At 64.9% G+C, this 11,195-nt stretch carries 10 protein-coding genes; 4 read left to right on the forward strand and 6 right to left on the reverse strand.

The window, feature by feature from the left end:
* Positions 1-4: 4 nt before the first annotated feature.
* Both gnd and FJW10_RS29385 read right to left on the reverse strand, forming a co-directional pair.
* Positions 5-1,012 (reverse strand): phosphogluconate dehydrogenase (NAD(+)-dependent, decarboxylating), encoded by a 1,008-nt coding sequence (gene gnd, locus FJW10_RS29380; protein WP_140832626.1) that lies wholly within the window; start codon positions 1,010-1,012, stop codon positions 5-7.
* Positions 1,013-1,063: 51 nt separating this feature from the next.
* Entirely contained in the window at positions 1,064-3,475 is a 2,412-nt protein-coding gene (locus FJW10_RS29385; RefSeq protein ID WP_140902643.1) for a glucan 1,4-alpha-glucosidase, read from the reverse strand.
* Between the two features lie 196 nt (positions 3,476-3,671).
* On the opposite strand from FJW10_RS29385, the gene FJW10_RS29390 reads away from it, so the two are divergent.
* Genes FJW10_RS29390 through FJW10_RS29405 form a run of 4 tightly spaced genes read left to right on the forward strand, consistent with a single transcriptional unit; the run spans position 3,672 to position 8,129 of the window.
* Positions 3,672-4,688, forward strand: a complete 1,017-nt coding sequence (locus FJW10_RS29390) for an ABC transporter substrate-binding protein (protein WP_140902644.1) — start codon at positions 3,672-3,674, stop codon at positions 4,686-4,688.
* A gap of 47 nt (positions 4,689-4,735) precedes the next feature.
* Positions 4,736-6,199, forward strand: coding sequence for a sugar ABC transporter ATP-binding protein (locus FJW10_RS29395; protein ID WP_140902645.1), 1,464 nt, complete (start codon positions 4,736-4,738; stop codon positions 6,197-6,199).
* A gap of 1 nt (position 6,200) precedes the next feature.
* Positions 6,201-7,178 (forward strand): ABC transporter permease, encoded by a 978-nt coding sequence (locus FJW10_RS29400; protein ID WP_181177709.1) that lies wholly within the window; start codon positions 6,201-6,203, stop codon positions 7,176-7,178.
* 3 nt (positions 7,179-7,181) lie between these two features.
* A complete protein-coding gene (locus FJW10_RS29405; protein WP_140902647.1) occupies positions 7,182-8,129 on the forward strand; it encodes an ABC transporter permease in 948 nt (315 codons plus the stop codon).
* Between the two features lie 43 nt (positions 8,130-8,172).
* Here FJW10_RS29405 and ppa read toward each other — a convergent pair whose 3' ends face one another.
* The 4 genes from ppa to FJW10_RS29425 all read right to left on the reverse strand — a co-directional run bounded on the left by ppa (position 8,173) and on the right by FJW10_RS29425 (position 10,983).
* On the reverse strand, positions 8,173-8,706 hold the full coding sequence (gene ppa, locus FJW10_RS29410; protein WP_140902648.1) for an inorganic diphosphatase: 534 nt from the start codon (positions 8,704-8,706) through the stop codon (positions 8,173-8,175).
* A 121-nt stretch (positions 8,707-8,827) separates the two neighbouring features.
* Positions 8,828-9,337: a GNAT family N-acetyltransferase gene (locus FJW10_RS29415; protein ID WP_140832640.1), complete on the reverse strand. Its 510-nt coding sequence runs from the start codon at positions 9,335-9,337 to the stop codon at positions 8,828-8,830.
* 218 nt (positions 9,338-9,555) lie between these two features.
* Positions 9,556-10,194, reverse strand: coding sequence for a TPM domain-containing protein (locus FJW10_RS29420; RefSeq protein WP_140902649.1), 639 nt, complete (start codon positions 10,192-10,194; stop codon positions 9,556-9,558).
* A gap of 6 nt (positions 10,195-10,200) precedes the next feature.
* The gene (locus FJW10_RS29425; RefSeq protein WP_246674404.1) at positions 10,201-10,983 is read right to left on the reverse strand and encodes a YgcG family protein; all 783 of its coding nucleotides are present in this window, start codon (positions 10,981-10,983) and stop codon (positions 10,201-10,203) included.
* Positions 10,984-11,195 lie beyond the last annotated feature (212 nt).

An 11,195-nucleotide genomic window follows, 5' to 3' on the forward strand; every position in this document is an offset into this window, starting at 1 on the left:
CCCCTCACGCCTTCGGCTTTTCGATATGGCCGCCGAAGGCGTAGCGCATGGCGGACAAAAGCTTGTCGGCGAATTGCGATTCGCCCTGCGAGGAGAAGCGGTCGAACAGCGCCGAGGACAGCACCGGCGCCGGAACGCCGGTGTCGATCGCCGCTTTCAGCGTCCAGCGGCCTTCGCCGGAATCGGAGACGCGGCCGCCGAACTGGGCGAGCGCCGGATCGCTCTTCAACGCGCCGGCGGTGAGATCGAGCAGCCAGGAGCCGATGACGCTGCCGTGCCGCCAGACCTCGGCGACGGCGGGCAAGTCGACGTCGAACTGGTAGTATTGCGGATTTTCCAGCGGGCTGGTTTCGGCGTCGGCGGTGCGCTGCCTTTTGCCGGCATTGGCCGACTTCAGGATGTTCATGCCCTCGGCATAGGCGGCCATGACGCCGTATTCGATGCCGTTATGCACCATCTTGACGAAGTGGCCGGCGCCGCTCGGCCCGCAATGGAGATAGCCGAAGGGCGCCGTGCCGGCATCCTTGGGCGGGTTGTCGCCCGCATCGGCGCCCGGCGCCAGCGTGGCGAAGACCGAATCGAGATGCTTAACCGCATCGTCGGGGCCGCCGATCATCAGGCAGTAACCCCGCTCCAGGCCCCAGACGCCGCCGCTGGTGCCGACATCGACGAAGTTGATGCCTTTCACCGCCAGCTTCGCCGCCTGGTCGACGGCATCGTGGTAGTAGGAATTGCCGCCGTCGATGATGATGTCGCCCGGCTCCATCAGTGCCGCGACCTGATCGACGATCTTGCCGGTGATCGCGGCCGGCAGCATCAGCCAGGCGCAGCGCGGCTTGGCGAGCTTGCCGACGAATTCCTCCAGCGAGGCCGCGCCAATGGCGCCGTCCTTGACCATGCCGGCCACGCTTGCCGAATTGATGTCGTAGACGACGCATTCATGGCCGTCGCGCATCAGGCGCCGCACCATGTTGGCGCCCATCCTGCCCAGTCCCATCATTCCGATCTGCATGGTTTCATCCCGATTGCTTGAGGAAAGGAGAAGTATAATGGCCCATCTGGATCACGATTGAGCGTCAATGCCGACGCTGAAGTCGACATTCTCCCAACGCATCGCCCCGGGCCAGAAAAAAGTGAAGACGATGGTGGTTCCCGGCCGCAGGCGGCCAACGGGCAACTCCGCCAGATGAATGCCGAACGCATTTTCGGCCGTCCTGCTGTCCTGCACGGTCAGCCATTTGTCGCTGCTCCAGTGGACGACGCCGGGCGCCGACAATTCGATGCGAAGGGCCTTGCCGGGGGGAATGGAGCGGATCTTGTTGTTGAAGCGCCAGATCCGCAGCGGCGAGACCGCCTTGTCCTTGATGTAGCGCTCGACGCCCTGCGGCGGCAGGTCGAAGACGGCGCCGTCGCGCAGCGAGCGCAACAGCTTGATGTGCTCGGCATGCGCCCAGACCAGCGGCATGGCGCTGCCGGAAGGGGCGCCCAGCCGCAATTCACGGTCCGGCATGTCCGGGCGATCCCAGACCTGTTCCGGCAGAAGACCGCCGACGCCCGCCGAGCGTTCGAAAATCTCAAGCAGTTGCGCCGCTTTGTCCCTGCGGCCGGCGGCCAACTCGTAATGCGCGCGCTCGCCGGCAAGCAGCGGCCACGGCCGCCCCCGGCCGGTGCCGTCGAAGGGTGCCCCGTCCTCATGCTCGCCATAGCCGTCGCCGGTATAGCGGTACCAGAGTGGCCCTTGCGGCAGGTCGCGGCGCAGCTCAGCGTCGATCGCCTTGACGGTGTTGAGGATGCGCGGATCGTCAGCGGCTCTGAGCCCGAAGCGCACAAGCGCCAGGGCGTCCGGGCTGATGATGGCCTCGGCCGGTCTGTCGGTATCGGCCGGCGGCCGGTTCTTGATCGGCACGAAGCCGTCCTTCGGCGAGGCGGCGCCGCCATCGTCGGGCGGGGCGATACGGACATAATAGCCTTCGATGCCCGCCCTGGCGCTTGCCTCGGTGCCGGTCACATAGGTCCAGCGCTCGATCTGGTCGTTCCAGCAATCGGCGGTTTCGCGCAGATAATTTGCCGGCTCATTTTTATCGCAGGCGTCCAGCATGTCGGCGGCGGCGAGCAGCGCCGCTATCTCCACGGCCAGCGTGAACGGGCTGTAGCCGGCGTCCTCTTCCCAGCGGTCCTCGCCGGTGACCGGGCCGTTGCGCACGACATAGGCGGCCGCGTTCTCGATCATCGCCAGGAAGTCGGCGAGCTTCGACTTCGGCAGATGACCGGCGCGGCGCAACGCATCGGCAAGCAGCAGCGGAAAGGCGCATTCGTCCATCTGGATGCCGGGCCAATAGGGGGTCCCGTCGGACCAGCAATTCTGCGGCCAATGGCCGTCTGGCTGCTGGATCGAACGCAGATAGACGAGGATCTGCAGCGCCTGCCTGCCGTCACCGGCAGCGAGGAAGCCGCCCGCCGTCTCGACCAGGTCGCGCGGCCAGACGAGGTGATAGCCGCCGAGATCGTCGTCGCCCTTGTTGAAACCCCAGGGGATCGACAGGCTGGCGACCGCGGCGCCGGGCCTTGCGAGGGAGAGATGCGTCGCCAGCACCGCGCTGCTGACGCGGTAGGCGTTCAGACCGAAGGCGGCGTGACGGTCGAGTCTTTCCAACCCAGCCTGGAATTTCCGCCAGTTCTCGACATAGGTTTTCGCCGCCGGCTCGAAGCCCTGCCTCAGGCTTGCAAGCGCAAGGTCGGCGGCTTCCTCAGGCGAAGCGCCGAAGCCGAGCGCCAGCAAGGCAGCCGTCTTGCCGGCCGAAAAGCCGATCTCGCCGGTCAGCGCGACATTGCCGTCCTCGGCCACCCGGCTTGAGGGATCGAGCGCGCCGTTATCGTGCAATTGCTGCCAGCCGTCGGAGAAGCCGACATAGCCGGCCGAGCAGGCGCCCCAGGGCAAGGAGGAGGCGAGCGCAAGCGATACGCCGCGTCCGGTGGCGAAAAGAACGCGCTGTCCCTTGTGCTCGCCGATCCAAGCGGTGTTGCCCATGCCGGCATTTACGAGATGCGGCGCCAGCAGCGCGTAGACGCGGTAATCCGCAGCCTGGCCGTTGAGGACGGTGAAACTGGTTTCCTGCAGCAAGACAGCTCGTTTCGGATCCGCAACGATGCGCTTTTCAATCCTGTAGGCACCATCGGAAGCAATGTTGGTCAGCCGGTAGCCGGGGACACCGTCCTCGAAAGGTTCGACGGTGTGGGCCGCATCGCGCTTCTCTTCGGAAAAATAGCCGCCGGGACCGGTCACGACCAGCCCCAGGTCACGCGTGCAGGCGCTGTCGAGGCGCGGATAATAGATTTCGTTCAGAATGCCGTGACTGATGGTGAACCAGAGCGGGCTTTTTGCCGAAAGCGCGGTGCCGACCCCGCTTTTGGCGCTTGACGTCCAGCGTGCCGGTATTCCGGGCGCGCCTTGAGCAACGGTCGGCGTCACTGCCATGCAATCTGTCTCCTGCCCGTGTTCCTAGACCATGACGCGGCGGCTTATCAATCGTCGCACCGCAAGTTGATCGACGGCGCCAAGGCTTTGCAGTTGACAGCTTGCGGTTCGTCGGAATTTGTCTGACAATAGATAAAAAACAGGGAATTCGCGTTACGACCATCCGTTAACATCTGCAACCCCGGGAGGAACCGACATGAAGAAACTGCTCGTATTGGGTGCACTGGCGGCGATGCTCGCCTCGGGCACCGCGCTTGCCGACACCAGCGGCAAGAAGATCGCCTTCTCCAACAATTATGCCGGCAATTCGTGGCGCCAGGCGATGCTCGACAGCTACGGCATCGTCACCAAGAAGGCGGTCGACGACAAGATCGTCGCCGCCGCGGACGTCTTCACCACCGCCGACAAGGAAGTGCCGACCCAAGCCGCGCAGGTGCAGAACCTGATCCTGCAGGGCTATGACGCCATCGTCATCAACGCCGCCTCGCCGGATGCGCTGAACGGCGCCATCAAGCAGGCCTGCGATGCCGGCATCACCGTCGTCTCCTTCGACGGTACTGTCACCGAACCCTGCGCCTACCGCGTCGTCGTCGACTTCAAGGACATGGGCAAGCAGGAAGTCGAGCAGATGGCCAAGTTCCAGCCCAAGGGCGGCAATCTCTTGGAAATCCGCGGTCTCGCCGGCACCTCGATCGACGATGCCATCCATGCCGGCATCCTCGAAGGCGTCGCCGCCCATCCCGAATTCAAGATCGTCGGTTCGGTGACCGGTGACTGGGACCAGACCACGGCGCAGAAGGCGGTGGCGACCATCCTGCCGTCGCTGCCCGATGTCGTCGGCATCGTCGACCAGGGCGGTGACGGCTATGGCGCCGCGCAGGCTTTCGCCGCAGCCGGCAAGCCGCGCCCGACCATCATCATGGGCAACCGCCAGGACGAGCTGAAGTGGTGGAAGGAGCAGAAGGAAAAGGACGGTTACAAGACCTGGTCGGCCTCGATCGCGCCCGGCGTGTCGACGCTCGCCTTCTGGGTGGCGCAGCAGGTGCTCGACGGCCGCAAGGACATCCCGCACGACCTGCTGGTGCCGTATCTGGCCTTCACCCAGGACGATTTCGAGGCCGCGCTGCCGAACATCAAGGAAGGCGGCGTCGCCACCCACGAATACACGCAGGAAGACGCCATCGCGGCCATCAAGGCCAACATCAAGCAATAGTGGTGGGCAGGTTGCCGCCCGCATCGCCGACCGGATAAAAGTTGAGGATGCTCCAGGCTATTGCAGATATCGTCAGACTGGACGGCGCCGAAAAGCATTTCGGCGCCGTCCGGGCGCTTAACGGCGTCGACTTCCATGTCGGCGCCGGCGAATGCGTCGGGCTGGTCGGGCATAACGGCGCCGGCAAGTCGACGCTCATGCATATGGTGGCCGGCACGCTGCGGCCGGACGGCGGGCAGATCGCCGTGCGCGGCAATCAGGAGGCAAGCTATTCGGCGGCGCGGGCGCTCGAGCTCGGCATACGCTGCGTGTTTCAGGAATTGTCGCTCTGCCCCAATCTCAGCATTGCCGAGAATACGCGCATCAACCATCCCTCGCTCGCCGGTTTCGGCTGGCGGCGCAGGGCCGCCGATCTCATCCGCGCCAAGCTCGACGAGATCTTTCCCGACCATGGCATTTCGGCGGACGACATTGCCGGCGACCTTTCGATCGGAAGGCGGCAGATGGTCGAGGTGGCGCGCGCCTTCACGCTGACCCGAGAGCCGCTGCATCTGGTCATCCTCGACGAACCGACCTCTTCGCTCGATGCGCATACGGCGGGGCAATTGCTTTCATTCGTGCGCCGCTTCGTCGAAAAGGGCGGCAGCTGCATCCTGATCTCGCATGTGCTGGGCGAGGTGCTACAGAACGCCGACCGCATCGTGGTGATGCGCGACGGCAAGGTGGTCGCGGCGGATGTCGCAAGCGCCTTCGATCGTGACAAGTTGGTCGCCGCCATGGGTGGCGCCGAAGGACATCAGAAGGCCGCAGCCGGGGCCCGCAAGACCGAGGCCGGGGCGCTCAGGGTTCGCGCGCGCCCGGCCAGGCAGCAGGACGGCAAGGCGCTTGTCGCCCGCGCCGGCGAGATCATCGGGCTTGCCGGGCTTGCCGGGCATGGCCAGACGGACCTGCTCCTGGCCATATTCTCAGCTGCCTCCCGCGCCAGGGCAGGCATCGAGGTCACCGCGCCGGTGGCGCTGGTCGCCGGCGACCGCCAATCGGACGGCATCTTTTCGCAATGGTCGATCGCGCAGAATATCGGCATCCGCTCGCTGGCCCGGCTGCGCAATGGCCTGCTGATCTCGCCGCAGCGCGAGGCCGAGCTCGCCGAATTCTGGAAGCAGAAGATCGGCATCCGCACGCCGGACGTGAACAACAACATCTTCTCGCTGTCGGGCGGCAACCAGCAGAAGGCGCTGTTTGCCCGCGCGCTCGGCTCCGACGCCGAGATCGTGCTGATGGACGATCCGATGCGCGGCGTCGATATCGGCACCAAGCTCGAAGTCTACGGCCTCGTGCGCGACGAGGCCGCCAAGGGCCGCACCTTCCTCTGGTACACCACCGAGACCGAAGAGCTCGACAATTGCGACCATGTCTATGTCTTCAAGAACGGCCGCATCGTCGCCAATCTTGGGCGCGACGAGCTAACGGAGGAAAAGATCATCCAGTCCTCGTTCGGCGATGCGGCATGAGATGACCGCGATCGCTCCCGGCACGCTCCCGAAATCCTCGCCGCGCGGCAACGCCGCCCGGGCGCGCCTGCTGCGCGGCCTCTTGCCGGCTTTGTCGCTGGCGCTGGTGCTGATCGCGATCGCCTGGCTCAATCCGCGCGCCATCAGCTATTTCGGCTTCAACCTGATGCTCAACCTGGCGATCCCGATCGCGCTGGCGACGATCGCGCAGATGTTCGTCATCGCCGGCAACGAGCTCGACCTTTCGATAGGGACGTTCGTCGGGTTTGTCGGCTGCGTGACTGCAACTTGGCTTAGGGATGCGCCGCTCATCGGCATCGTGGTTCTGCTGGGATCGATCGGCGTCTATGCCTTGCTCGGCGCGCTGATCCATCTGCGCAATTTGCCGTCGATCGTTGTCACGCTCGGCATGAGTTTCGTCTGGCAGGGGCTTGCCATCCTGGTCCTGCCCAAGCCGGGCGGCAAGGCGCCGGACTGGCTGCTTTCGATCATGTCCTTCAAGCCGCCCTACATCCCGTTTCCGATCCTTGCCGCGCTGCTGATCGCCGCGGTCGTGCATTTCGGCCTGATGCGCACGTCCTATGGCGTGATCCTGCGCGGTTCCGGCGGCAACGCCGCGGCGCTGAGGCGGGCTGGCTGGTCGCTGCTCAAGACCAAGGTCGTGCTGTTCGCGCTGACCGGCCTGTTCGGCGTGCTTTCCGGCATGGCGCTGATCGGCATCACCACCTCGGCCGACGCCAATATCGGCAACGGCTACACGCTGCTTTCGATCGCCGGCGTCATCCTCGGCGGCGGCGAGTTCGTCGGCGGCCGCGTGTCGCCGATCGGCGCGGTGCTCGGGGCGCTGACGCTGGCTTTGGCCGCCTCGCCGCTCCTGACCTTCATGCACATCCCGCCCGACTGGCAGGTGGCCGCCAACGGCGCGATCCTGATCATCGTGCTGGCGGCGCGGGTGCTGATCAGCCGCAGGGAGCGGTGAGCGATGACCTCGGTGCGGGCGCTGCTTGAAAAACCCTGGATCTGGTCCTTCGCCGGCGCGCTGGTCGTCTGGCTGGCAACGATCGCCTTCACCGGCGGCTACGGCGCCGGCGGCATGGTCACGGCGGCGCTCTCGCTTGCCGTCTTCACGGTCATCGTCGGCGTCGGCCAGATGTTCGTCATCACGCTGGGACCCGGCAATGTCGACCTGTCGCTGCCGGCCAATATCGGTTTGGCCAGTGCGGTCGCCATGAAGGTGATGGGCGGCAGCGATGCCATGATCGTCGTCGGACTGCTTGCGGCACTTGCCTGCGGCGCCGCGATCGGCGCCATCAACTACCTGCTGATCTGGGCGCTGAGGATACCGCCGATCATCGCCACGCTGTCGGCAAGCTTCATCATCCAGTCGGTCGACATCAGCTATGGCCGCGGGTTGCAGATCAAGCCGCCACCGGGTTTTGCCGATTTCACCAACTGGCAGGTGCTGGGCATTCCGGTGCTGGCGATGCTGACGGTGGCCTTCACCATCGGCGCCGCACTTGCGCTGCAGCGCATGATCTACGGCCGATCGGTGCTGGCGATCGGCCAGAACATCCGCGCCGCGTGGCTCGCCGGCGTCCATGTCGGCCGCATCCGCTTCCTCACCTACACGCTGTGCGGCGCACTTGGCGGCATCGACGGCGCGTTGCTCGCCGGTTATTTCCGCGGCGCCAATGTCGATATCGGCAACGAATATCTGCTGGCCTCGATCGCGGTCGTGGTCATCGGCGGCACCTCGGTCGCCGGCGGCAAGGCCAACGTGCCGGGTGTCTGGGGCGCCGGCCTGTTCCTGGTGCTGCTTTTGACCATGCTCAACACATTCGGTGTCAGCGCCGGCGTGCGGCTGGTGCTGACCGGGCTGATCATCGTCGGCGTCATCACGGCGGCCGGCGGCGAGAAGGCGCTGCGGTGAGGGTTCCGCCCGCCATTTCCCGGCTGGGCTAAGGTCTCTCGCCCTATTTAGCGGCCTTGGCCCGCGCAATCGCGTCGACGATCATCTTCTTGGCATAGTTGGAGTCGTGCCAGCCCTCGATCTTGACCCACTTGCCAGGCTCGAGATCCTTGTAATGCTCGAAGAAGTGCTGCACCTGCTGGCGTGTGATTTCCGGCAGGTGCGTGTATTCGGTGACGTTCTCGTAGCGCAGCGTCAGCTTCGGCGAGGGAACGGCGATCACCTTCTCGTCCTGGCCGGCATTGTCTTCCATGATCAAGACGCCGATCGGCCGCACATTGATGACGCAGCCCGGCACCAGCGCGCGGGTGTTGCAGACCAGAACGTCGATCGGGTCGCCGTCGCCCGACAGCGTGTGCGGCACAAAGCCGTAGTTGCCGGGATAGCGCATCGAGGTGTGCAGGAAGCGGTCGACGAACAGCGTGCCGGCCTCCTTGTCCATCTCGTATTTGATCGGCTCGCCGCCGATCGGCACCTCGATGATGACGTTGACGTCGTCAGGCGGGTTCTTTCCAGTGGGCACGGCTTCGATACGCATGATCTATCCCTCTCTCGATTTCAAGACCGATAGCGGGCGAAACGTCATGGTGCAATGCGGTGAATGGCACTGAACGCTAATGAAAGCGCACAGTTTGTGATGGCCTGTAACTTAGCCGACGCTAGTCATTCCAGACGAAGGCGACCTTCTTCAGCGCCTTCTGCTCAAAGACCTCGACGCCTTCGGCGATATCGCGGCCGCCATTGCCGGCATAGAAGGCCAGGGCGTTGTGGTTGTCTTCCAGCGCCCAGACCACCAGGCCACGCAGGCCATGGTCGGCGAGCCGGGTCTTGGCCGCCTTGAACAGACGGCTGCCGAGCCCGATGCCCTGATATTCCGGCCGCAGATAGAGCTCGTAGATCTCGCCCTGCTGGCGGAGCTCGCGGGCGCGGTTCTTGCCGATCGTGGCGTAGCCGGCGACCGTTCCGCCGATCTCGACCACCAGCACGGTGGCGGCGCGGCGAATCGCGTTGGCCCACCAGTCGACGCCGCGGCGGTTGATCATCGAGGTCAGCGTGCGGTGCGGGATGATGCCCGAATAGGCGCCGCGCCAGGCCTGCTGGTGCACATCGGCGATGGCGCTCGCGTCGCGCGGTTCTGCCTTCCGGATGTCGATCGTCAGCGTGTTCATGATTGGTTAACCATAAACCCGCATCGGCTGATTGCAAAGAGTCCGCCAAACCCCTTCGACGCTTTCGCACAGGCGAAAGGCGCGTGAGCGGACAAGGCGCCTAGAGCCGGATGATTTCAGGTCGAATCGACCTGAAATCTGAATCCGTCTCTAAATCCAAGAGATAGAGCATGATGTCGCCCGAAAACCGCTTCACACTTTTCGGCATCATGCTCTGATCAGATTTCGACGAGATGATCGTCGAGCTCGTTGGCGTCGCCTTCGGTCACCGGGAAATGCTCGGCGAGCACCGCGCCGACCGTGCCGATGGCCTTGACGAAGCCGTCGGGCAGCCGGTTGTCGCCGGCATGCTTCGTCAGGTCGCGCACAACGCCGTCCCAGACATGCTGGCCGACCTTGGCATCGATGCCGGAGTCGGCGACGACCTCGGCATAGCGCTCAGCGATGGAGACGAAGATGAGCACGCCCGTGCGCGCCTGCGTGCGGTGGACGTTGCGGGCCAGGAACTGCTTCATCGCATTGGCGTGCGCCGCCTGATAACGCAGCCTTCTCGGCACGAAATGGATGCGCAAGGCGGGCAGAAACCAGAGCAAGGCGAGCACCGAGGCCTGCGCCAGCACTTGTGCCAGGACGAAATGCGGCAGCCGGATGGTCAACCACAAGCCCTCCAGCCCGTAGGCGACGGCAAGGCTGGCGATGAACAGGCCGATCGTCGTCGTGAACGCAGCCGGAAAGAAGTAGCCGTCGCTGGCTCGAGCGACGACGCAGTAGATCTCGCCGTCGGTCTTCAACTCGGCCGTCCGGATCGCCTCGGCGATGCGGTCATGGTCCTCGGCGCTGATCGATCGCGTTGCCATGATGCCTCACCAGCTTCCCGAGGAGCCGCCGCCACCGGACGAGCCGCCGCCGCCGGAAAACCCGCCACCGCCGCCACCCGACGACCAGCCTCCACCGCCCGACGACCAGCCACCGCCACTCGACGAGGAGGATCGCCGGCCAGGCTCGAAAGTCATGCCGAGCCAGCGGTAGCGGCCGGGTCCGATCTTCTGGCCGAAGATCGGCGGCAGCACCGTCATCGCGATGCCGCCGAAGAAGATCAGCGCCCAAATGGTGATGAAGATGGCGAAGAACAGGTCATCGGAGTTGAACGGCGCCTGCTCGTTGCGCTTGCCGCGCGCTTCGAGCTCCTCCGGATTGCCCTCCAGCACCATGATCATGTCGTCGACAGCCTTGGTGATGCCGCCGGAGAAATCGCCGGCGCGGAAAGCCGGCACCATGTCGTTCTCGATGATCAGCTTGGTGTGCAGGTCGGTGAGCGTGCCTTCGAGACCATAGCCGACCTCGATGCGCATCTTGCGATCGTTGGGCGCCACCAGGAGCAGAACGCCGTTGTTTTCCTTGGCCTGGCCGAGCTTCCAGAAGCGGAACAGCCGGTTGGCGTAAGGCTCGATCTCCTCGCCGCCGAGGCTGGGTATGGTGGCGACGACGATCTGGTCCGAGCCTTTTGTCTCGAAGTCGGCGAGCTTTTGCGTCAGCGCCGCTTTGGTCGACGCATCGATGATGCCGGCGTTGTCGACGACGCGTCCGGTCAGTGCGGGGAGGTCGGCGGCGAGGGCGGCGAGGGGGAGGAGGAAGAGAGCGAGCAAAACACCGGCGAAGGCGCTCCGGCACGCCCCCCTCTGGCCTGCCGGCCATCTCCCCCGCAAGGGGGGAGATTGGACTTCAATACCGTCTTCGCCAATCGCCAACGTTACAGGAGAGGCGTCGGCAAAGAAGCTGCTAATCTCCCCCCTTGCGGGGGAGATGTCCGGCAGGACAGAGGGGGGTGTGAAGGAACTCAAGGCCTGCAAGCTCGATT

Origin of the sequence: Mesorhizobium sp. B4-1-1, assembly GCF_006439375.1 — a bacterium.
In the GTDB taxonomy this organism is placed as follows: domain Bacteria; phylum Pseudomonadota; class Alphaproteobacteria; order Rhizobiales; family Rhizobiaceae; genus Mesorhizobium.